At 68.8% G+C, this 20,616-nt stretch carries 19 protein-coding genes and 3 pseudogenes; 8 read left to right on the forward strand and 14 right to left on the reverse strand.

Going from position 1 to position 20,616, the window contains the following annotated elements; all coding sequences use genetic code 11:
• Positions 1 to 13 precede the first annotated feature (13 nt).
• From FHX42_RS05920 to FHX42_RS05930, 3 genes are all read right to left on the reverse strand, one after another.
• Positions 14 to 940 carry a bifunctional DNA primase/polymerase gene (locus tag FHX42_RS05920; RefSeq protein WP_182543093.1) on the reverse strand — a complete coding sequence of 309 codons (927 nt, stop codon included), beginning with the start codon at positions 938 to 940 and terminating at the stop codon, positions 14 to 16.
• A 142-nt stretch (positions 941 to 1,082) separates the two neighbouring features.
• Positions 1,083 to 1,577, reverse strand: coding sequence for a hypothetical protein (locus FHX42_RS05925; RefSeq protein WP_182543094.1), 495 nt, complete (start codon positions 1,575 to 1,577; stop codon positions 1,083 to 1,085).
• A 90-nt stretch (positions 1,578 to 1,667) separates the two neighbouring features.
• A complete protein-coding gene (locus FHX42_RS05930; protein ID WP_182543095.1) occupies positions 1,668 to 1,901 on the reverse strand; it encodes a hypothetical protein in 234 nt (77 codons plus the stop codon).
• A 494-nt stretch (positions 1,902 to 2,395) separates the two neighbouring features.
• Between FHX42_RS05930 and FHX42_RS05935 the strand changes: the two genes are divergently transcribed.
• Complete coding sequence (locus FHX42_RS05935) at positions 2,396 to 2,584, forward strand: hypothetical protein (RefSeq protein ID WP_182543096.1); 189 nt, start codon at positions 2,396 to 2,398, stop codon at positions 2,582 to 2,584.
• 109 nt (positions 2,585 to 2,693) lie between these two features.
• Here FHX42_RS05935 and thrS read toward each other — a convergent pair whose 3' ends face one another.
• The 6 genes from thrS to FHX42_RS05965 all read right to left on the reverse strand — a co-directional run bounded on the left by thrS (position 2,694) and on the right by FHX42_RS05965 (position 7,936).
• The gene (gene thrS, locus FHX42_RS05940; protein ID WP_182543097.1) at positions 2,694 to 3,971 is read right to left on the reverse strand and encodes a threonine--tRNA ligase; all 1,278 of its coding nucleotides are present in this window, start codon (positions 3,969 to 3,971) and stop codon (positions 2,694 to 2,696) included.
• Positions 3,972 to 4,187: 216 nt separating this feature from the next.
• On the reverse strand, positions 4,188 to 4,445 hold the full coding sequence (locus FHX42_RS05945; protein WP_182543098.1) for a hypothetical protein: 258 nt from the start codon (positions 4,443 to 4,445) through the stop codon (positions 4,188 to 4,190).
• 31 nt (positions 4,446 to 4,476) lie between these two features.
• The gene (locus FHX42_RS05950) at positions 4,477 to 5,808 is read right to left on the reverse strand and encodes an acetyl-CoA carboxylase biotin carboxylase subunit (protein ID WP_182543099.1); all 1,332 of its coding nucleotides are present in this window, start codon (positions 5,806 to 5,808) and stop codon (positions 4,477 to 4,479) included.
• Entirely contained in the window at positions 5,808 to 6,044 is a 237-nt protein-coding gene (locus FHX42_RS05955; protein ID WP_182543100.1) for an acetyl-CoA carboxylase, read from the reverse strand. The genes FHX42_RS05950 and FHX42_RS05955 overlap by 1 nt, the downstream gene beginning before the upstream one ends.
• Before the next feature lie 15 nt (positions 6,045 to 6,059).
• Positions 6,060 to 7,040 carry a 5-oxoprolinase subunit C family protein gene (locus FHX42_RS05960; protein ID WP_182543101.1) on the reverse strand — a complete coding sequence of 327 codons (981 nt, stop codon included), beginning with the start codon at positions 7,038 to 7,040 and terminating at the stop codon, positions 6,060 to 6,062.
• The gene (locus tag FHX42_RS05965) at positions 7,037 to 7,936 is read right to left on the reverse strand and encodes a 5-oxoprolinase subunit B family protein (protein ID WP_182543102.1); all 900 of its coding nucleotides are present in this window, start codon (positions 7,934 to 7,936) and stop codon (positions 7,037 to 7,039) included. The genes FHX42_RS05960 and FHX42_RS05965 overlap by 4 nt, the downstream gene beginning before the upstream one ends.
• 120 nt (positions 7,937 to 8,056) lie before the next feature.
• On the opposite strand from FHX42_RS05965, the pseudogene FHX42_RS27645 reads away from it, so the two are divergent.
• The 4 genes and pseudogenes from FHX42_RS27645 to FHX42_RS05985 form a co-directional block, all read left to right on the forward strand.
• Positions 8,057 to 8,410: pseudogene (locus tag FHX42_RS27645) on the forward strand (PucR family transcriptional regulator ligand-binding domain-containing protein); the annotation flags it as partial.
• Between the two features lie 973 nt (positions 8,411 to 9,383).
• Positions 9,384 to 9,500, forward strand: coding sequence for a helix-turn-helix domain-containing protein (locus tag FHX42_RS27650; protein ID WP_407926207.1), 117 nt, complete (start codon positions 9,384 to 9,386; stop codon positions 9,498 to 9,500).
• A 135-nt stretch (positions 9,501 to 9,635) separates the two neighbouring features.
• On the forward strand, positions 9,636 to 10,409 hold the full coding sequence (locus tag FHX42_RS05980; RefSeq protein WP_182543103.1) for a LamB/YcsF family protein: 774 nt from the start codon (positions 9,636 to 9,638) through the stop codon (positions 10,407 to 10,409).
• Positions 10,410 to 10,544: 135 nt separating this feature from the next.
• Entirely contained in the window at positions 10,545 to 10,922 is a 378-nt protein-coding gene (locus tag FHX42_RS05985; protein ID WP_182543104.1) for a VOC family protein, read from the forward strand.
• A gap of 92 nt (positions 10,923 to 11,014) precedes the next feature.
• Here the strand turns inward: FHX42_RS05985 and FHX42_RS05990 are convergent.
• Both FHX42_RS05990 and FHX42_RS05995 read right to left on the reverse strand, forming a co-directional pair.
• A pseudogene (locus FHX42_RS05990) lies at positions 11,015 to 11,914 on the reverse strand (aldo/keto reductase).
• 355 nt (positions 11,915 to 12,269) lie between these two features.
• Positions 12,270 to 13,238 carry a DUF4192 domain-containing protein gene (locus tag FHX42_RS05995; RefSeq protein ID WP_182543105.1) on the reverse strand — a complete coding sequence of 323 codons (969 nt, stop codon included), beginning with the start codon at positions 13,236 to 13,238 and terminating at the stop codon, positions 12,270 to 12,272.
• A gap of 2,127 nt (positions 13,239 to 15,365) precedes the next feature.
• Here FHX42_RS05995 and FHX42_RS06000 point away from each other — a divergent pair.
• Complete coding sequence (locus FHX42_RS06000; RefSeq protein WP_182543586.1) at positions 15,366 to 15,737, forward strand: hypothetical protein; 372 nt, start codon at positions 15,366 to 15,368, stop codon at positions 15,735 to 15,737.
• Between the two features lie 75 nt (positions 15,738 to 15,812).
• On the opposite strand, the pseudogene FHX42_RS06005 reads toward FHX42_RS06000, so the two are convergent.
• The 3 genes and pseudogenes from FHX42_RS06005 to FHX42_RS06015 all read right to left on the reverse strand — a co-directional run.
• A pseudogene (locus FHX42_RS06005) lies at positions 15,813 to 16,095 on the reverse strand (IS110 family transposase); the annotation flags it as partial.
• Between the two features lie 51 nt (positions 16,096 to 16,146).
• The gene (locus tag FHX42_RS06010) at positions 16,147 to 17,139 is read right to left on the reverse strand and encodes a DUF932 domain-containing protein (protein WP_182543106.1); all 993 of its coding nucleotides are present in this window, start codon (positions 17,137 to 17,139) and stop codon (positions 16,147 to 16,149) included.
• Positions 17,140 to 18,150: 1,011 nt separating this feature from the next.
• Complete coding sequence (locus FHX42_RS06015) at positions 18,151 to 18,396, reverse strand: site-specific integrase (protein ID WP_220479539.1); 246 nt, start codon at positions 18,394 to 18,396, stop codon at positions 18,151 to 18,153.
• Between the two features lie 120 nt (positions 18,397 to 18,516).
• Between FHX42_RS06015 and FHX42_RS06020 the strand changes: the two genes are divergently transcribed.
• Together FHX42_RS06020 and FHX42_RS06025 are read left to right on the forward strand one after the other, a co-directional pair.
• Complete coding sequence (locus FHX42_RS06020) at positions 18,517 to 19,107, forward strand: winged helix-turn-helix domain-containing protein (RefSeq protein WP_182543107.1); 591 nt, start codon at positions 18,517 to 18,519, stop codon at positions 19,105 to 19,107.
• 62 nt (positions 19,108 to 19,169) lie between these two features.
• On the forward strand, positions 19,170 to 20,426 hold the full coding sequence (locus FHX42_RS06025) for an MFS transporter (protein WP_220479541.1): 1,257 nt from the start codon (positions 19,170 to 19,172) through the stop codon (positions 20,424 to 20,426).
• Positions 20,427 to 20,616 lie beyond the last annotated feature (190 nt).

The following is a 20,616-nucleotide window of genomic DNA, read 5'->3' on the forward strand; positions in this document are numbered from 1 at the left end:
GTGCGTTGCCCGATCAGGCGCGGGTGCTTCCCCAGGTGAGTCCGTCGTGGATGGTGGTTTCGGCTTCGGTGGTGGTGAAACCTTCCGTGCCGATGTGGGTTTGGGCGGCGCCGAGCAGGTGGGCGCGGGCGTCGTCGTAGTTGAGCTGGCCGGCGCCGACGAAGCGGCCGAGGCCGGCAGCGGCGGAGAGCAGGGTGCTGTGGCGGGTGCCGACGGGGGCGGCGCGGACGGCGGCGGTCCGGCGGCGTAGCGCACCTTGGACGTAGGCGCTGGCGTGCCCCGGCGGGAGATCGTCGCGCATCGGTGGGGGAGGCGCCGGGGGAGCCAGGCGCTGGACCAGCCACCGGGGGAGCGGGGCCGGTTCGGTCGGGCGGGTGGTGTCACGGCGGTAGCACCCGTGGGGCAGTGTTGATCCGGCGGCGATGATGAGTCCGCCGGTGGCGCGGACGTCGATGAGGCATCCGAGCCCGGTCGGGCCGGTGCTGTTGCGGATCGTGGTCTCGCTCGGGGCCTGGTAGTAGAGGTGGTGGCCTCCGCCGGGGGTGTGGACGGTGTAGGTGGCCAGCGGTACCGGCTGACCGGCCTCGGCGGCCAGCCGGGCGAGGACGTCCACACCGTGAGTGGGACCGTTCGGGGCGTTGGCACCGTGTCCGGCGGCGTGGTCGAGGTCGAGGACGACGAGGCCGGCCGGCCCGGTGGCGATGCCGATGTTGTAGGCCCGCTGGCGCCACCAGGCCACCAGCAGGTCCGGGTCCGTGGTGGCACGCGAGGACCATCCGAGGTGGCCCTGAGCGCAGGCGCCGGTGCCGGGGCACCGGTCGCGGTGGTGCAGGGCCGGAATTTTCGAGCGGGGGTGCAGCGGAAAGACGGGCCAGCCGCGCTCGGTGGCGGCCAGGGCGGCCGCCAGCAGAGGCGGGGGCTGGTGCGCGGTGGTGACCATCGACGGGCTCGTTTCTCCTCGGGAGCAGACTACGACGCAGCACCGACAACCGAGACCGAGCAAGTTGCTGGGGAGGTCGTGGTGAGCAGTGGTGAGAGCGTGCTTCGGTGGGACGCCCGTGCGCCCCACCGAAGCGCTGGGATCAGGACTCGTGCTCAGGGCTGGACCACACCGGTGACTCCATTCGCCCGGAGTCGTCGTGGGGGTCGGGCAGGCGGGGAACCTGTTCGACGATGGCGGCGGCCAGCGCGCGGGGCTCGGTCACGGCTTCGGCGGTGATGGCTCCCCCGGCGCGGCAGCGGCGCCAGTAGCGCTGCTCCCGCACACCGGGCAGGCACGAGACCTGGTACGGCCGGTGGTCTCCGGCGGCGAACTCGATCAGGTAACTGCGGTCGTAGTCGTCCCCGCAGTGATGGAACTCGGAGTCGCCGGGCAGGACGGCGACCTGCGCGGTGATGCCGTACTCGGCCAGGGCCAAGCGCGTGGCGTGCGCGAACAGGCGACTGGCGTGCCCGGCGGCGTAGGCGGCCAGCTCCGAGTCGCCGACCGCGCGTGCCTGCATGATCATGTTGGTGGCGTCGTCGATGCGGAAGGTCAGCTCGGTCAGGAACAGCTCGGGGTGCTCGGACGGGATCATCGTGGATCGCTCCCTTGTGGATCGGGGTGGGAAAGGCCTCGGCGGCTCGGATTGGGAGGCGATCCGAGGGGCGACTGCGGGCGCGAACGGCTACCGCCACCTACGCCACTGGATGCGGTCGAGATCGTGGCGAGCGTGATCGGTCGCCAGGATTCGCGCGCGGCGCAGGTCGCGGGGTGTGCCTGCGGTGATCTCGATGGTGAAGTCGCAGCGCGGGCACTCGTACCGGCCGTGGTGGGAGAAGTGCCGGTCGATGACCGTCTTCAGCCGAGCGGTCAGGCGCTGGATGAGCCGATCGCTGGGACCGGGGAACAGCAAGCCCATCGTGGATCCCTCTTTCCGCGGTCGCGAGGTGTGTTGACGGGTCCGGGCCTCAGCGCACCGAAGGGTGGGGGTCCCGCAGGGACGGCGGGGGCTCCGGGTCCACCAGCCCGGGTGGGATCGCGTCAGCGACCCGAAGGGCTCGTCTCACCCGGGTGGTGCGGCCCGGGTTCATCGCCGCCTCGCCCCCACCCGGTGTGCTGACCTCCGGCGTCAACACACCCGACCGCGGTGGCGGGGCCCGCGAGCGCGCGGACCCCGGTCGTGACCGCTTCACCGAGGGTGCTGTCCGCGTGGAGCGGAGTAGTCATTTCCCATGGGAGGTGCGTAAGAGTGCTGATGGCAGCGCGAGTGCCTCGTCGATCCGATCGGGGTATGGACAGTGAAGTCGCCGACCGGCGTCAGGCGCGGATCACGAGCACGGTGTTGGCCGCGCCTGTGCTGGCCGTCAGCATCCTGCTCACCCGGGGCTTTTCAGCCTCGTTCCCGCTGACCACTTGGAAAGCGCTGGTGGTGTGCTGGCATTGCCCGGCCTGGTGGGCTTCGCAGCACTGCTCAACGTGATCGCCGTGTACCAGGCGCCGAGTGCGAGAACGGCGTGGAGCAGGAGCAAGCCGCTCGCCGTCGGCGGAACCCTCGCGGTGTTGCTGCTGAGCAACTGGATCTCCGAATCGCTGTGGTCCTGACGAGCTTCGAGCTGGCCCGAAGCCCCGAACAACCGCTGTATCGCAGCGGGATGGGTTACCGATGCATGAGCAGCGCCTCAGCACCGCCGGTTCCTGGATCGGTGATGGTCTACGAGGGCTGAGGGTCTGGCCAGTTCACGGTGGTGGTGCGGTTGCTGTAGCTGTGCTTGAGTACTTCGAGGAACTGGTCGTGGGTGACGGGTCCGTCGAAGCCGGAGCCGATGTCGGTGACCTGGACGTGGCGCCGGTCCACTTCGGTCGCGCCGAGCACTGCCATGACGCAGTCGCGGCGTTGCCTGCTGGCGCGGATGCGCGTCCCCAGCGATCCCTCCACTTCCAGGCGTGGCCGCAGGCCGGCAGCGATGAGGGCGTCGACGAGTTCTTGGGCGGCACGGTCCTGGTCGGGCCCAACCGGCATGACACATGCCTGCACCGGCGCCAGCCACAGCGGCAACCGGCCTTGGTAGCGCTCGAGCAGCGCAGCAACCACGCGTTCCATGGATCCGACGGTGCCACGGTGGATCATCAGGACCGCTTGTCGTGACCCGTCGGCGGCGTCGTAGGTGAGGCCGAAGCGTTCGGGCTGGTTGAAGTCGAGCTGCACAGTGGCAATGGTGTCGTCGTATCCATGCCCGTCACGAACCTGCAGGTCCAGTTTTGGCCCGTAGAAGGCCGCTTCACCGTCAACCTCGACTAGGTTGAGCCCGCGACTGGGCAGCTCGACCGCGTGGGCGGCTTCGCGCAGCGCCTGTTCGGCGTGCTGCCATTGCTCGGTCTCGCCGAGAAAGGCCGGGCTGGTGTCTCGCCGTGACAGGCGCACGTAGTCGACCCGCAGCCCCAAGATCTCTTGGGCGCGCAGCGCCGACCGCAGCGCGCGGGCCGCCTCGTCTGCGACCTGGTCGAAGCGGCAGAACACGTGGGTGTCATCGAGGTTGATCTGACGCACTCGGCCGAGTCCGGCCAGGACACCGGAGCGCTCGGCGCGGAACATCGGAGCCAGCTCGTTGAACCGGATCGGCAACTCTCGGTAGGAGTGGCGCGAGGCGGCGTAGATGAGCGCGTGATGGGGGCAGTTCGCCGGTCGCAGCACGAGATCGTCGCCACCGACGCGCATTGGCGGGAACATGTCCTCGGCGAACTTGCCCCAGTGCCCTGAGCGTTCGAACAGGGACCGCTTGCCCAGAACCGGCGAGTGCACGCCCTGACATCCGTCTGCTTGAGCGATGTCCCGGGCGAGCCGTTCGAGCTCAGCACGGACCGCCGAGCCGTTCGGTAGCCAGAGCGGCAAGCCCGATCCGACCACCGGGTTGGTGGCGAAGATGTCCAGATGTTGGTTGAGGTCGCGGTGATCCGGTGCCGGTGCGACGTCGTGGTGGTCGTGGTTCACGAAGGTCTCCTCGGTGGTAGGCCCCAGAGTCGTGAACCGAGGTATGACAAAGCCCCGGAGCACAGCTCCGGGGCCCAATGTCTACGTCAATGCGACTCGTCAGCGCCGGAGTGGTTCCGGCGTCGTCGTCTGCTGAACAAATCGCATACAACTAGTCTAGAACACGCCTGCATGATGCTGGCGCCACCACGACCAACTCACCCCAATACTCAAAACTCAGTAGCGCCGTCTGTCGTTCCGATGTTCCTTGAGCCCCGTCAGCCCGCCGCGCAGCGCGTCCTCGACGTCGACAGCGGTTCCCAGCGGCTCGTAGTCGACATCGATGTGCTCCAGCGCGTCCCGCGCAGGTTGGTCGGTCGCGGCGACGACGGCGACCGCCTCACCGACGAAGCGCGCCTCGTCGACGGCGACCGGTAGGTGCTCCGGCAGCCTGATGTCCTCGGCGACCGGCCACGTGCACGGGATCCCGATCACTCGGTCGCGAGGTCGCGAGCGGTGAACACCCCTAGCACAGCCCCTCGAGCCACCGCGTGTGAACCGCACCGGTCCGCAGCTCGGGCTCGTCGAGCAGACGTCGGTGTGTGGCAACCGTGCTGGGCACACCGTCCACGTGCAACTCGGACAGCGCCTGGCGCGCACGGGCCAGTGCGACATCGCGATCGGGTCCGAAGCAGATCAGCTTGGCGATCATCGAGTCGTAGAACGGGCTGATCCGGTCACCGGCGACGAACCCGGTATCCACCCTGACCCCGGGACCGCCGGGCAGGTCGAGCCGGGACAGGTTCCCGGGCGTGGGTTGGAAGTCGTTGTCCGGGTCCTCGGCGTTGATACGCAGCTCCACCGCCGCACCGTCGAGCGACACGTCGTCCTGGTCGAACGACAGCGGCAACCCCGCCGCGATGCGCAGCTGCTCGGCCACCAGGTCGACATCGGTGACGACCTCGCTGATCGGGTGCTCGACCTGGATGCGGGTGTTCATCTCGATGAAGAAGAACTCGCCGTCCGGCGTGAGCAGGAACTCGACCGTGCCAGCACCCACGTAGCCCACCTGGCGGGCCAACCGTACCGCCGCGTCGTTGATCCGTTGCCGCGTCTCCGGCGCCAACCCCGGTGCTGGCGCCTCCTCGATGAGCTTCTGCCGCCGCCGCTGCACCGAGCAGTCCCGCTCGAACGTGTGCACCACGTTGCCGTGGCCGTCGGCCAGCACCTGCACCTCGACGTGGCGGGCACCAACGATCGCACGCTCCAGGTAGATGCTGTCGTCGTTGAACGCCGACCGCGCCTCGGCCTGCGCGGCGGGCAGCACCTCGGCCAGCTCCTCGGCGGTGTGGGCCGGGCGGATGCCCCGTCCGCCACCACCGGCGGCGGCCTTGAGCAGCACGGGAAAGCCCACGTCCTCGGCCGCCGCGACGGCCTCGTCCACGGTGGCCACAGGCGGACTGCCCGGAACGATCGGCACGTCGGCCCGTTCGGCGGCACCGCGCGCGGCCGCTTTGTCGCCCATCATCTCGATCGTGGACACCGCGGGGCCGACGAAGGTCAGACCCGCGTCGCCGATCTCCTTGGCGAAGCCGGGACGTTCGGACAGGAAGCCGTAACCAGGGTGCACCGCGTCCGAACCGGTGCTCACGGCCGCCTCGACCAGTGCGGCGGAGTTCAGGTACGACTTCGCCGCCGCCGACTTGCCGATGTGCACCGCCGCGTCGGCCAACCGCACCCACTGCCCCTCGGCGTCCGCGTCGGAGTGGACCGCGACCGCCTCGATGCCCGCGGCGTGGGCCGCCCGGATGACCCGCACCGCGATCTCACCGCGGTTGGCTACCAGGACGCGTCGCATCAGCCCTCCAACCGCACGATGTCCTGTCCCACGTCGACCTCGTCGCCGTCCTCGACGAGGAACGCGGCGACGGTGCCGGACTCGTCGGCCTTGACCTCGTTGAACGTCTTCATCACCTCGATCAGTGCGATCGTCTGACCTGCACTGATCGCGTCACCGTCGTCGACGTAGGCGGGCTTCTCCGGCGCGGGTCGCCGGTAGAACACGCCCGGCATCGCGGCCTTGATCGTCGCCATCGTTGGCTGCCTCCTTCACCGTCCGAGTTGCTGCCTGACCTGTTCGATCCGCTCGCGCCGGTCCCGTCGCGCGGCCAGCGCCGTGTCCAGGTCGACCGAGCGGAACCGCACCGACTCCCCCGTCTTCGCCTGGGCAATGCGGTCGCGGTCCACCGAGATCACCGTGCCGATCGTGGCGTAGCCACCGCCGGTCACCGCGTCGTTGAGCAGGACGATCGGCTCGTCACCGCCGGGCACCTGGATCGAACCGATCGGATAGCCGAGGTCGACGACGTTGGCGGGGTCGCTGCCCGCGCCGAACGGCTGCTCCCGCTCGGTGAAGTCGAGCTTGCCGCCCCGCAGCCGGTACCCGACGCGGTCGGCGTCCTTGGTGACCTTCCACTCGGTGCCTAGGAACGACGCCAGGGCGTCCTCGGTCAGCCGGTAGGAACACAGACCCACGACCGTGCGCAGCTCGGCCGGGCAGTCCAGGTCCGGACGCAGGTTCTCGGGCACCACCGCACCGCCCGAGCCGGTCGCCTGCCCGTCGGCGGCCAGCTGGAGGGTCTCGTCGTCGACCAACTTGCGCCCCTCGTGCCCGCCCATCCCGGTCAACGTGTACGTCGAGCGCGAGTCCAGGTACACCGGGACGTCGATGCCGCCGCTGACGGCGACGTAGACGCGGCAGCCCGCGCGGATCATGGCGAACGCCAGCACGTCGCCGGGCCGCACGCGCACCGCGGTCCACGGCTCGACGGGTTCGTCGTTGAGCGTCACGGGCGCGTCCGCACCGGTGACCGCGAGCAACCGGTCGTCGGTGAACTCGAGTTTCGGGCCGACGTAGGTCGCCTCCAGCACCGCGGCGTCGTCGGCGTTGCCGACCAGCATGTTGGCCACCACCGCCGAGTAGATGTCCATCGCGCCGGACGGGGGCATGCCCATGTGGTAGTGCCCGAACCGGCCGGTGTCCTGCACCGTGGTGTACAGGCCACCGGCACGAACCAGAAGCCGATTCATCGGTACAGCACCTCCAGCAGCTCGCGGTTGACCGCGTCGGGATCGGCCAGCAGCGCCGCGGGCTCGAACTCCGCCTCCCGGATGCGGTAGCGGAACGTGCCCGCCTCCACCTCGGCGCGGGTGGCCTCGAACTCGGCCATGTCGATCGCCCGGTAGCGCAGCACGTCGTTGGCCTTGGGGAAGCTGATGTCCTCGGCGAAGTCGGGCAGGCTCTGCGACAGGTCGAACACCGGCGCGGGCGCCATGCCGAACATCTGGTAGCCGCCGGCGCCGCGCACCGGGTAGACCACCGCGAACGCGCCGCCGAAGCCGAACGTGCGCTCCGGGGTGTCGGTGCGGGGCCGCACGTACTTGGGCACCTGGATCTGACGCTCCCGCGGCACCAGCTGGTAGCAGAACGGCAGGCCGGGGACGAACCCGAGCATCGTGACGATCCACGGCGCGCTGGTCATCGCGTCGATCACGCCCTGCATCCCGTCGAACCCGTTGATCCGCGCGGCGTACTCCAGATCGGTGGCCTCCGGGTCCTGGTGGCGGTCCCGGAATCGCATCAGCGTCTCGTGCGACCAGGGGTCGTTGAACAGGACCGGGACGTCGACGACGCGGGTCTTGAGCACGTAGTCCTCGGGCAGCGTGCCCACCGAGGCCTCGAGTCGCCGCAGCTCGGTGACCAGGTCCCGCGGGTCGATGCGGTCCGGATCGACCTGGACCATGTACGACGCGTTGGAGGGACAGATGTCCACGACGCCGTCGATGGCCTCCTCGCGCAGCGCGTTCGTGACCGCCATGCCCGCGAAGTTCGCCTCCAGGCTCATGGCTTGGTCCAGCTCGACGAACACGAACTCGTCCCCGCCGTACTCGTACCGCGCGGGCGGCAGTTGGATCTTGTCAGTCATCACCACGACTCCAGCGTGTCAGCGATCACATCACTGTGCCCGCTGTGCCACCCGCCCGCCAGCGACACTCCGTACAACACCGGTATCGCCGCGTTGGACACACTGCTAGATTCGGCAAGCATGCCGACCGTGAGCGAGCTCGCGGACATCACGCGGCTCGGGCTTGTGCTCCGCGCGGGCAGCGCGGGCGCCGACCGGCTGATCTCCTGGGTGCACTCCAGCGAGCTCACCAACCCGGCGCAGTTCCTGTCCGGCAGCGAACTGCTGCTCACCACCGGTCTCGCGCTGCCTTCCAGCGCCGCCGGCCAGGCGGCCTACGTCCGCAAGCTTGCCGACGCGGGCCTGGCTGGCCTGGGATTCGGCATCGAGCTCGGCCACGACGAGATCCCGTCCCCGCTGCTGGTGGCCGCCGACGAGGCGGGACTGCCCGTCCTCGAAGAGCCGCACCGCACGCCGTTCATCGAGATCAGCAAGACCGTGTCGCATGTGCTGGCCGACCGCAACAGTGCCGAGGCCCGCCGGATCGAGTCCGCCTGCAACGCGCTGACCACGGCAGCAATGCACGCCGACGACCTCGGCGGGCTGGTAACCTGGCTCACGGCCGAGCTCTCCTGCTGGGCGCTGCTGCTGGACCCGCGGGGACGCCTCACCCACGCCGAACCCGCCTCGGCGTCGCGCCACGGCCCCGCCGTCGCCGACGACCTCGACCGGCTCCGCGCCACCCGACCACCGTCCAGCGCCGGTTGCTCTGCCGACGGCCAGGCCATCGCCGTGCACTCGCTCGGCGGAGCGACCAAGCTGACGGGGTTCCTCGTCGTCGGCCGTGCGCGCACCTTCACCACCACCGACCACCACATCACGCACATCGCGGGCTCACTGCTGACGATCGCCCTGACCCAGGCGAAACCTGTAGCCGCCGTGCGGCTTCGGGCCACGGCACTGAAGCTGCTGCTCGACGGGCACCACGCCGCCTTCGCCGACCTTGCCGACCCCCTCGGTGTCACCCCACCCGACGAGCCCGTCGTGGTGGTGGCCGCCTCCGGCCACTCCCCCTCGCTCGTCGACGACTGCGCGGCCTCGGGGCTGCTCGCCGGTGAGATCGACGGCGAGCTGATTGTCATAGCCCCCTCCTCGCAACGGCTGCCCGCGGCACGCCACCTGGGCGTGTCCGCACCGACCGGCTGGGGCGGTCTCGACACTGCCCGACAACAGGCGCGCATCGCGCTGCACGAGGCCACCCGCCACGGCGCCGCGGTGTCCCGGTTCGACGAGCTGGGCATCGGACTGCTGCACCACCTCGACACCAACGAGGTTCTCCAGCGCGCCGAAGCGATGCTGCACCCCCTGCGTCGACACGACACCGAGCGGCGCGGCGACCTGGTGCGGCTCCCTGCGCACGTGGCTGTCCCACCACGGGCACTGGGATCCCGCCGCCACCGAGCTCGGCATCCACCGGCACACGCTGCGCCACCGTATGGGCAGGGTAGCCGAGCTGACCGGCTGTGACCTGGACTCGCCCGACGTTCGCAGCGAGCTCTGGCTGGCGCTGCGGCTGAGCGTGTAGCACCGTCGACCCGGTGGACACGACGCACTGTCGAGGAGCCACCCCGTCCGATTGGCCACAACGTCCATTTCGCGCACCGGTCCGGCGCCCCACTGTCTCGCCCATCGCGTTCTCGACCCACGAAGGGAGCAGGTCTTGAAGACGCTCATCGATCTCAACGCCGACGCCGGTGAGAGCTTCGGCCGCTGGAAACTCGGCGACGACGCCGCGTTGCTCCCCCAGGTCAGCTCCGTCAACGTCGCCTGTGGCTGGCACGCGGGGGATCCGGCGACCATGCGCCGCTCCGTGGAGCTGGCCACGTCGAACGGCGTCTCCCTCGGCGCGCACCCCGGGTTGCCGGACCTCACCGGGTTCGGCCGCCGCTCCATGGCGCTGACGCCCGTCGAGGCCGCCGACGCCTGCCTGTACCAGTACGGCGCACTGCGCGGCTTCGTCGAGGCAGCCAGTGCTGACCTCGCGCACGTCAAGCCGCACGGCGCGTTCTACGGGCTGACGCTGCGCGATCCGGAGGTCGCCATAGCGATCGCGGAGTCCGTGACCGCGGTCGATCCAGATCTCATGCTGGTGCTGCTGGCCGGGCCTACCGCCGAGCGCGTGCTCGCCGACGGATTCCGCGTGGCGCGCGAGGCCTTCGCCGACCTCGACTACGACGACAACGGGCACATCATCATCGAACCCAACCCGGAGGTCAAGGATCCCGAGCAGTGCGCCCAACAAGCCGTCGACGTGCTCAACGGCGGCGTGACCTCGGTCAACGGCAAGGCACTCGACGTGGACGCCGACACCGTCTGCCTGCACGGCGACCGCCCGAACGCCCCCGACATCGCCAGGGCGATCCGAGCGCGGTTCCAGCAGCACTCCGTACGCATCGCCCCCATGCGCGAGGTGATCGCCACTCGGAACCAGTGACCACCTCGGGACCACGCGGCGCCGGATTCAGCGACCGGCCAGTCGATGTGGCGCTCACAGCGTTCGACGCGTGGACCGCCGCAGTGGGCTATCGCAGTCCACCCATCACGCGGCGAGCGACCAGGAGATCTCCGTGTGACCGTCACCTTCAACCACACCATCATCGCCGCCAAAGACCGCGAGGAGTCGGCGTGCTTCTTCCGCGACATATTCGAGGCAGCCGAAGCGCCATCGTGGGGCGTATTCACCAACGTCCAGCTCGACGAGGGCGTGCTGCTGCAGTTCGCCGAGCCACCGGTGGACGAGATCCAGATGCAGCACTACGCCTTCCTGGTCGACGACGATCTGTTCGACCGGGCGTATGCCCGTATCCAGGACCGCGGGATCGACCACGCTGCGGACCATCAGTGGAAACGCCCAGGTGAGACCAACACCGAGCACGGTGGGCGCGGCGTGTACTTCATGGCCCCCGCAGGCTGCGGCCTCGAAATGATCACACGGCCGTACTTGTAGCCGTACTCCGGTGGGGGTTTTCGCGGTATCGCACAGCGGGAACCCCTGTCGTACGTACGGAAGGGATCCGCTTGCGATACAGGGTACGCGGGTCACGTTGCGGGTTGGCAGGTATCGAGCTGGCGCAGCTCGTCGTCGGACAGGCTGAGGTCGGCCGCGGCGACGTTGGAGCGGAGGTGGCGGACGCTGGTGGTTCCGGGGATCGGGATGACTGGCACGTCGTGTGCCTGCTGTCGGTAGTGCACCCAGGCCAACGCGATCTGTCCGCTCGTGGTGTTGTGCGTACTGGCGATCTCGTCCAGGGTGCCTCCGAGGCCACTCGCTCCCTGCTCGTCGGCTGTACTCGGAAGCTGGTGGAGGAATCCGTGATCGTTCGGGGAGTGGGCCACGACGGCCACCCCGAGGTCGGCCACGGTAGGCAGCAGCTGCTGCTCGATGTCGCGCTGCGCCAGGGACCATTGCTCCTGTAGCGCCGCGATCGAATGCACGGCGTGTGCGCGGCGTAGGTCGTCCGCTGTCACGTTGGACGGACCGAGAGCACGCACCTTCCCTTGACTGACCAGTTCGGCCATGGCCCCGACGGTTTCCTCGATCGGGACCGTCTCACGGCGATGGTGCAAGTAGTAGAGGTCGATCACGTCGATCCCGAGCCGTTGCAGGCTCGCCTCGCTGGCCTGCTACACGTACGACGGGTCGGCTCGTACGTCGAAGCCGCCAGCCACTTCATCTCGCCATACCAACCCGAACTTGCTGGCCAGTAGCATCTCATCACGGCGTCCTCGAATTGCTCGCCCAACCAGTTCTTCATTCTCGTAGGCATCCGCGGTGTCCACCATCGTGATGCCCCCATCAAGGGCGGCGTGGACCACGGCCACCGGGGCGCGGTCGGTCTCGTCGGCAGTTCCCTCGCGCAACCTCATCGAGCCGAACCCCTGGCGATTGAAAGCATCCCGGCTCATGGACAAACGCGTTCCCGTCTCAACAGTTGGCATGATCCACACCCTAGGACCTCAATCGCGATCGAGGTCCAGTCCATGAGTCCGTCCGCAAACGACCCCCACTGAGACAGCACTACCTGGCCGGTATCGACGCGGCGCAAGCACGTGAGCGGGAACGCTGCTGACCAGGGATGTCTCAGTAACCTAGGGCGGTGACATTCTCACGGGCGGGCTCAGCGTGACATTGCAGGACATGCTTAGCGTCCTGGTGTGCCACGCCGTCGCTCCATCGAGGATCGAGGTCTCATCGCTGGGCTCCGGTGCCTGACCGAACTCGGTGGCCGCATCGGATCCCTTTCGAGCACAGGACCGGCCGGGGCGCGGGTGGCGCGCCCCGGCCTGGGTGTCCCTAGTCGAGTCGGCCTTGGATGTCGTCGGCGGCACTGGTGATGAGCTCTTCGAGCTGTTCGGGGCTGATTCCGCAGCTCAGGCTCTCGGCGAGCAGGGCGGCCAGGGCGTGGCCCGGCGATGCTCGCTGGGCGTGCTGGCAGGCGATGTTGGCCAGTGCCCCGTGACCGCGCCGGTAGGCGGACACGGCCAGCAGCACGGCGGGCTCGGCCCGCCACGGACGGGGAGCCTGCCGTGTGAGGTGGGCCCAGAGTTGTTCGGCTGCGCCGTTCCAGGACAGGCAGTGGTCCCGAACGTCCGGATCGGACAATGCTTGCAACAGCGCGACGATGTCGGCATCGCTGTCGGGCAGGTTGGCGAGCGCGGCATTGCCGGCGGCGTGGCGCAGCAGCGCCAGCCGCGCTCGGCGGGAGGAGGGCTCATCGGTGTGCTGGATCAGCAGCTTGGTGCGTCGAGCGAGGTCCTCCGCGGGGGCTGGGGCGAGGAGTGCGGCGATCTCCTCGCGGCCGGAGAAGGTGACCTGGCCGCAAGCCGCCTGTTCGGCGGCGGCCACGGTGCTGCGCGGGTCGGGCAACAGGTCGGTGTGGTGCGGGTCGTCGTAGTCGCGCCAGCGGACGCCGGCGGTCACCGCCGGCAGCCAGTAGCGCCCCACGATGGTGGTTCCGGCCGGGTCCAGCCGGGTGCCGACGATGTCGAGCAGGGAGCGGTACGGCAGGTCGGTGGGGTCGGTGCCGCTGCCGACCACGGCCAGCACCTGGTGGTCGACGGTGACGTGGCCCAGCTGGGCCCGCATCGACTGGGCGAACTCCTCGAGCACGGCGGGGTGTCCGGTCGGCAGGTCGGCGCGGCAGGCATAGCGCACCCGGGCCTCGCGGATACCGACGACCAGCAGCGACTCGTGCGGGGTGAAGCCCAACAGGGCCGGGGCGCAGGCCAGCAGCTGGCCGGGGCTGGAAACGTGGCTGGGCATGACGAGTGGTCCTTTCACGCGGTCTTCGACGAGCCCCGATCGGGGCGCCCCCGGTGTGGGGTGCACTCGCTGAGGACCGGCGTGCGGGTGGGCCGGGCGGGGCGCCGCGTTCACCCGAGCGGTGTGAGATCGCCGCCAGGCGACCCGACAGGGCCGCGTCTCACCCGTCTCGGCGTGAACAGCAGCGGGGATCGCCCGCAGCCACCCCTGCCGGTCAGAGTGCACACCCCTCACACCGAGCGAGGCGTCCCGGCGACGGGCACGTGACCGCGTTGACCACCGTGGCCGCCCAGCTGCAGACCTGACCGCGCTGCAGCCTCGTACCGAGTCGGCCTCGTGCTCTCGAAGCCGTCCTGAACCACAAAGCAGCCGGGGATCGACTGGTCACCGCCCTGTGATCGAGGTCGAGCCTCGTTGCAGGGGGCGATAGACTGTGGCCAGTCCCACGGAGAACAGCTCGGCTCACGGGCAGGCCAGCTGTACTGGCGATCGCCGACAGCACTTCGGACGAATTCCTCGGCAGCGTCGTGCTCTTCGACGTCGCCAACGACCGCGCGAAATCGGGTTCTGGCTCGTCGCAGCGGCACGTGGCCGTGGAGCTGCGCACCGGGCTGTGGAGTGTGCGGTCGAACTCGGCACCCGCATGGGGCTTCGCGAGCTGTGCGCCCGGAGCGTCAACGACAACGACGGCCTCTGTGCGCACGCTGACCAGTGCAGGCTTCGTTCCTCACGGGAACGTGGAAATGAGAATCGCGCCTTCAGGCGAGCAAACCCTCCTACAGCACTACACCCGCAGCCTATGAGCACACCGGCCGTTGTCCAGCACGAAAGCCGGCCACGTGCTCGGCGAGAACACGACGTAAGGAGACCCCTCAGCGAAAGGCGTTCCCTTGTGTGCGGGGGGTGACGTGGTGGTCCAGAGTTCCGCCAGAGTGCTGTTGACACGGTCGGGGTGTTGGATGTGGGGATAATAGCCGGGAACGTGGGGCTGTTCGGCGCCGATCGCGTGTGCCAATCCATCGGCGCAGGACATCAGCGCTTCTCCGGCATATTTCCGATGCAGTTCGGGTGCGTCCTGCCAGATTCCGGAGAGGACCGGTCTGGGGCAGCTGGCGGTTCGCAGCGCGGCCGTGGGGATCTCGGCTTCCCAGACCGGGCGCTCACGCATCGAGGTTGCCAGCCATGCGTTGGACGGTGACGTGCTGCCGGTGCCGGCGTCTCCGCGGTGAGGGCGAGGACATCGGGACACTGCGGACAGACCGCGCTGTTCTCGAGTAGGGGAGTAACCGATACTCGACGTATGCCAGAGGAACAACGAGCGCGAGCACGCGAGGGAGCGGACCTCCCGAAAGACGACAACACCGGTGGCGACTCCGCGTGCTGGCTCACGCACGTCTGCCCGGAATGCGGGCGGTTCGCGGAACAGGACCCGCCCACCCAGTGCGACCGGTGCGGAACCGACGTCCTGCCCACCTGAGGCGGTCATGCTTCCGGCGCTGAACCGGCACGTCCCGAGCTCGCGCACCGAGGAAGAGCTTTGGAGAAGAGGAGTGCCGCGGCCCGTTTCGGCCGAACTCCGTTCCGCCTCCTCGACAGGGGCCACGGCGGTTTCGTAGCCTGATCATCTCCACCCGAGTCAGGGTGGGCCTCACGCGTCCCGTCCCGCCGGCTGATCCGCCCCCGAGCCGGTGGGTGCGGGCCCACAACTGCCCCGGCGGGGTCGCTGCGCGGAAAGGAGTGTGCGCGATGGGGCTGACCCCGTTTGAGCACGGGCTGTTGCAGCGCTATGGTCCCGAGACCGAGCTGGGTTGGATGGTCGGGCAGGGCTCGCGGCACGCGTATGTGGGCCACCCGTTGGCCCGCCCCGCCACCATGACCGCGCTGTGTGCGGTCACTGTCCACGCCGACCAGCCGCCCACCGGCCCTGAGGCTCTGCCGGCCCCGGTGCCGACGTGTGCGTCTTGTTGGCGCCGTGCCGTGCTGATCCGCACCCGGCGCGCCCCTCCGGACGAGACCGACCAAACCCCCGAGCCGGGCTCCGAAGACGGACATCGCACCGACAAACATCTCCGACCGCGCCCACCCGAGACCCCGTAGGCGGGCACACCGAGCGACTCGGGATGAGCCGTGCACGAGCGGGAGGCGGTGCCTCAGCGGCGGCTGGTGGCATCCAGCACCTGCGCTCAAGGCGTCCTGCTGCGCGAGGTCATTGTCCTCGCCGAGGGGCAGAGGTGTGATCGTGCGGGTCCGGTGCCGGGACTGCTCGGTTCCACCCACACCGGGGGTGTGCCCCCCGCCGGCGACGGGCATCCGGTGGGCATGGAGTCATTGACCGAGTTGGAGCTTGAGCCTGTGCTGCTGCTGGTCATCACCACGGGGGTACCGTTGGCCGACGGTCCTGCGGTGTTGCAGTTGCTGTGGCTGCTCGCGCTGGTGGTGGGTGCGTGGCGGTTGCTGTGGGGGTACCGCGCGGATGTTAACGCGCCGGCCGCCTTGTGATCCTGCCGGGCCGGCGTGGGGCCAGGGTGCAGGAAGGGGAGCGCTCTCGGGGATCCCTATCTGGTGGGTCAAGCGGGGTGTGGGTGGCTGGTAGGGAGTTTTGTCTCTGAACGTGGCGAACAGGACGTTGCAGCGGCGGCGAGCGAGGCAGATGGGGGCGTTGTGGCGTTTGTCTTCGGCGCGTTTGCGGTCGTAGTGGGCCCGTGAGGTGGTGTCGGCCAGGGCGGCGGAGGCGGCCAGATGTCCTGGGGTGGCGCAGGCCGAGGCGTCACCGACTTCGAGGAGGATGCGGGCGGCGGTCGGAGACTCCGATGTCAGGCATCGAGGTCTCCGACCCCGGCAAAGTTCTTGAAAACGGGAGGCCCGGCCCCGCACCGGAGCAGCGTTCCGGTGCGGGGCCGGGCCCGGATCACACCGACAGCAGCTGGTGGGCGTGCTGCTTCTTGCCGGCCAGGGTGGTGCTGGTCAGCACCCGGTTGGCGCGGACGTCGGCGTCCTTGGCGGGGCTGTGGTGGTCGAGGTACTCGGTGACGGCCTGCAGGCCGGCCCAGCGGGTGCCGCGGATGGACGCCTGAGTCTCGGCGTTGGTCCACAGCCGCATCAGCTCACCGGTGCGGCGCTCGTGGTTGCTGCGAGTGCGTGGGGAAGCGGTGTTCCCGTCGAACGGCCACAGCCGGTCGATCGTGTCCCGGAACTGCGCGGTGGACAGCTCGGCCTGGATCATGCGTTCGGCCTCGACCTCGAAGGCCTCGCAGTACTGCCACATCAGCCCGAGCTTGGACCGAACTTCGGCGATGCGGAACCGACTGTTCTTGGTGTGCCGGATCGAGTACGAGGCCTGGGCGTGGCGCAGGGCCATGTGCTGGGTGTTGGCGCAGACCACCCGCACGGGGCTGACCAGCACGCGGAACGCGCTGCTGCCGTCGTGGCTGTTGAGCGCCACGATGTAGAAGTCCACGCTGTCGGTGCCGGCCAGACGCATCGTCTGCGGCAGCTTCATCGTCACGAAGGTCTCGCGCCCACCACGCAGGGACCCAGCGGTTTCGAAGTGGGCTTCGGACTCGTCGACCAGCGCATCCAGCAGCTCGACCTGTTCCTCGTTCTGGCGGACGACGTACTCGGTACCGACGGTGCCGAGGTAGTCCGGCTGGCCGGTCACCGGGTGGGTGCGCACGGTCATGAACTTCTCGGGATTGTCCACCGTGCTCACACCGTCGGGAGTGAGCTCGGTGCCGGACTGGGCCAGCTTGCGCACGTTCCACCCGCCGAGCCGTGCGGCGCTCATGACCTCGGCGCCGGTCATGCACGCGCGGGTGACGGTGCCCAGCCGGTGCCAGGCGTCCAGCCGGGCGCTGGCGAAGGCCGCGCTGCCGTCGGTGAACCGTTCGATGTGGTGAGCCATGAGAGAACTCCTCGATTCTCGAAATCGTGTGCTGCCCCTGTGGTGGGGCGCACTCGACCCGGAATCGGCGCCGAGCGGGAGTGTCCAGCCGCGCGTACAGCCGGACGAGTTTTCCCGGAACGCGTGGCACCGCCCAGGGCGGTTGGCGCCGTCGTGGGTTGGAGAAAAGTCGTCCGGCTGCGGCTGGACGCGACCCGGCGCTGATTCAGAGTGCCCGCCTTACCACCAGCGGCAGCCCACTGCGGAATCGTCAGCGAGTCCTCGGCTCCGGTGTCGCGGAGCAACCTGACGAGTCCGTGGGGGTACGTTCCGGAAGGGTCGGGTGCTCAACGGGACGCGCTGGAGGGTGCGGTGGACGGTCGGTCTCGAGGCGGAGGACAGCTCGGTGAGGTCGGTGATGCTGCAGTCGTCGGCGGCGTGCATCCGTGGCAGTTCAGCCTGCTGCTTCGGCGGGAGTTCTGGCTGCTTCCAGTGCAGCTTGCTCTTCCTTACTGGCACCCCAGTTAGGTTCGCCGCCTGAGCTGATCCAGTCCATGCACGGCATCACCGAACAGGAGGTTCAGGACGTGCTCGCTGCGCTGGTCGTCCGCGCCTGCGGCGGTGATCGTTTGTACTGCTGGATAGCCGCGCAGGCCGACCTCGGTCGGTCGTCCCGCGGAGATGACGGTGTATACCTCGCGGACCGGGTAGGTGTGGACGGCGCTGACCTGTTGGGTGGATGCCGCGTCCGGCCGATCCCGATGATGGGCAGGCTTGGGGGTGGGGTGAGTTCATGCGCGACGAGGTGGAGCCAGCGGTTGTCCCGGCGTCGTCCCCGGGCGAGGCGGGCGAGGCGGACGAGTAGGGCATCCGCGTCCTGTTACCGCGGCGGGCTCCTGGAACGATCCCGCGTACATGGGGTGAGACCGGAATACGCCAGAAACCTGCCGTGGTGGCTGATAATCGCTGGTCAGCGACTGGAAGGGGGTAGGTCGGGTTCAGCTGCGGCGGCGAGTCCGGGCGGACATAGCGCTACACCGAGCGCAGGCTCTTGTGTCCGGTCTTGGCCATGATCACGTTGGCGTCGCCGAGGTGGGCGGCCGCGGAGTGGCGGAGCTGGTGTAGGTGCAGTCCGTCGCCATAGTGGGCCAACAGGATGCGGGCGCGATCGTAGCCCAGCCGGGTCCGGCCGGTTTCGGGGCAGAAATCGCCGGGGTTGAGGCGCTGCCCAAGCCTGAGTTGCTGAATGCTCTCGGCGTTGGCGTCCTGCTCGGGCATCTTCAGATGATCTGGCTTGAGTAGTGCTCAACCCCTGACATGTCAACTGCAGCCAGACTCCTCAAGACTTTCCGCAAACAACTAGTTGCAAATACTTCTTTGCGGTCATAGCTTGGTGCCATGTCGGACGGAGAAGATCTGCGCAGGGTCACCCTCGACGCGAAGCGGTTACGTGCGCTCGCGCACCCGCTGCGGGTGCGGTTGCTCAGTGCTTTGCGCCTGGATGGGCCGGCGACGGCCACCGGGCTGGGGCGACGTTTCGGGCAGAACTCGGCGAACGCCAGTTGGCACCTGCGTCAGCTGGCCGAGGTCGGGCTGGTCGCCGAGGATCGTCGCCGGGGCAATCGGCGGGAACGGTGGTGGATCGCCGCACAGGACCGCACGGAGTTTGACCCCGGGGACCTGTCCGAGGACCCGGACGCGTCGGACTCCCTGGTGACCTACTTGAGCGTGGTCAATGGTGTGCACCACGAGCAATCCAGTACATACCTCGCCACCATGCAGGACTGGTCGCGGGAGTGGCGCAGCGCCGCAGAGCTCACGGACGATCGCTTGCCTCTGACTGCGCAGGAGGCTTCGGAACTCAACCGGCGCATCCAGTCAGTGGTCGAGGAGTTCCGCCGTGCACCACAGGCCGAGGACGTCGAGGTGTTCACGCACTGGCACGCATTTCCGGTGCGAGAGCATCCCGATACTGGTGACCAGCTGTGATCGCGCGGCACCGGAGCGGCGGCTATGCGAGCGTGGCCGCGACGCGCCGTGCCTTTTTGGTGTTGACCGCACTGCGGTGGCTGCCGACCGGGCTGCTCATGCCGACGCTCGTGCTGTATCTGACCTCGGCGGGGCTGAACCTGGCCGAGGTCGGGTTCGTCACGGCGCTGCAGGGCGGGATGATCCTGCTGCTGGAACTCCCCACTGGCGGACTGGCTGATGCGTGGGGCCGCTGCCCCGTGCTGGCCGGAGCCGCCGTGGCCTCCATAGCCAGTATCGCCACGTTGCTGGCCGCCGACACGATCGCGCTGTTCGGACTAGCGTTTGCGCTGCAGGGGGTTTATCGCGCGCTGGACTCCGGCCCGCTCAATTCCTGGTACGTCGATGCCGCGCTGGCCGTCGATCCCGCAAGGAATCTGGAACGTGATCTCGCCCAGGCCGGCAGCGTGCTCTACGCCGCGGTCGCCACCGGCTCTCTGCTGGCCAGCGGACTGACTGTGCTCGACATGCTGCCAATCGACCCGCTCGCCGCGGCTCTGGTCGCCGCGTTGGTCTGCGAAGTCCTGCACTTGGCGGCGGTGTTGGTGTTGCTGCGCGAAGTCCGGCCACACCGGGGATTCGCGGCCGCTCATACCGCGATCGTGCAAGCCCCCCGTGTGATTGCCGCCTCGGTGCGGCTCGGATGGAGCCGCCGGTCGCTGCGCCTGCTGCTGGCCGTGGAACTATCCTGGGGCGCGGGGCTGTGCGCCCTGGAACTGCTGTGGCAACCCCGCACCCAGAGCGAACTCGCCGGTCCACAACAGGCGTGGGTGTTCGGCACCATGAGCGCGGCCGCCTGGATCACCGGGGCCGCCGGCGCCGCGCTGCTGCCCCTGCTGATCCGCATCCTCAACCGGCGAGTGACCTGGACTGCTGCACTGCTGCGCATCGTCCAAGGAGCAACACTGGTCACCCTGGGGTTGGCCTGGGGCCTGGCCGGTGTCATCGTCGGCTACGTGGCGTTCTACACCGTGCACGGGGCAGCCAACCCCGCCCACGAGGCCCTACTGCACCGGCGCGTGACAACCGGCCACCGCAGCACCGTCCTCTCACTGAACTCGCTGGTCATGCGCGCAAGCTCACTTCCCGCCGGAATCCTGTTCGGAGTCCTCGCCGACCACTCAGGACCATCAGTCGCCCTCGTGACCGCCGGTCTCCTCCTAACCACGGCCGCCCCGCTGTACCTCCTCTCAGGAGAGCCTCCCGCCAACCCCACCCAAGATCCCTCGATGAGGCACCCGAGCACGAAACAAGCAAGTACGAACCCACCCGCTGACTAATGGGAAGAGAACTTCTTTGCGCGCGTCCCACAAGCCGAACCCCCAACGCACATTTCGATCTTGACCCAATGGCGAGCGACGATCCCCCTTTCAGTACCAGTGATCACCGTGGTTCAGTCGCACTGACGATCGTGTCCGATGATCGACGTCGAGGAACTTGTGCCCGATCAGGAGACAACCCGGCTGCCTA

This window comes from Halosaccharopolyspora lacisalsi (genome assembly GCF_014137975.1).
Classification (GTDB): domain Bacteria; phylum Actinomycetota; class Actinomycetes; order Mycobacteriales; family Pseudonocardiaceae; genus Halosaccharopolyspora; species Halosaccharopolyspora lacisalsi.

What these genes read in the sequence shown, in the direction of transcription:
- FHX42_RS05920 (WP_182543093.1), bottom strand. Translation starts at nt 940, where the DNA reads ATGGTCACCACCGCGCACCAGCCCCCGCCTCTGCTGGCGGCCGCCCTG.
- FHX42_RS06020 (WP_182543107.1), top strand. Translation starts at nt 18,517, where the DNA reads ATGTCGGACGGAGAAGATCTGCGCAGGGTCACCCTCGACGCGAAGCGG.
- FHX42_RS05965 (WP_182543102.1), bottom strand. Translation starts at nt 7,936, where the DNA reads ATGACTGACAAGATCCAACTGCCGCCCGCGCGGTACGAGTACGGCGGG.
- FHX42_RS05960 (WP_182543101.1), bottom strand. Translation starts at nt 7,040, where the DNA reads ATGAATCGGCTTCTGGTTCGTGCCGGTGGCCTGTACACCACGGTGCAG.
- FHX42_RS06010 (WP_182543106.1), bottom strand. Translation starts at nt 17,139, where the DNA reads ATGGCTCACCACATCGAACGGTTCACCGACGGCAGCGCGGCCTTCGCC.
- FHX42_RS05955 (WP_182543100.1), bottom strand. Translation starts at nt 6,044, where the DNA reads ATGGCGACGATCAAGGCCGCGATGCCGGGCGTGTTCTACCGGCGACCC.
- FHX42_RS06015 (WP_220479539.1), bottom strand. Translation starts at nt 18,396, where the DNA reads ATGCCCGAGCAGGACGCCAACGCCGAGAGCATTCAGCAACTCAGGCTT.
- FHX42_RS05950 (WP_182543099.1), bottom strand. Translation starts at nt 5,808, where the DNA reads ATGCGACGCGTCCTGGTAGCCAACCGCGGTGAGATCGCGGTGCGGGTC.
- FHX42_RS05995 (WP_182543105.1), bottom strand. Translation starts at nt 13,238, where the DNA reads ATGCCCAGCCACGTTTCCAGCCCCGGCCAGCTGCTGGCCTGCGCCCCG.
- FHX42_RS05925 (WP_182543094.1), bottom strand. Translation starts at nt 1,577, where the DNA reads ATGATCCCGTCCGAGCACCCCGAGCTGTTCCTGACCGAGCTGACCTTC.
- FHX42_RS05930 (WP_182543095.1), bottom strand. Translation starts at nt 1,901, where the DNA reads ATGGGCTTGCTGTTCCCCGGTCCCAGCGATCGGCTCATCCAGCGCCTG.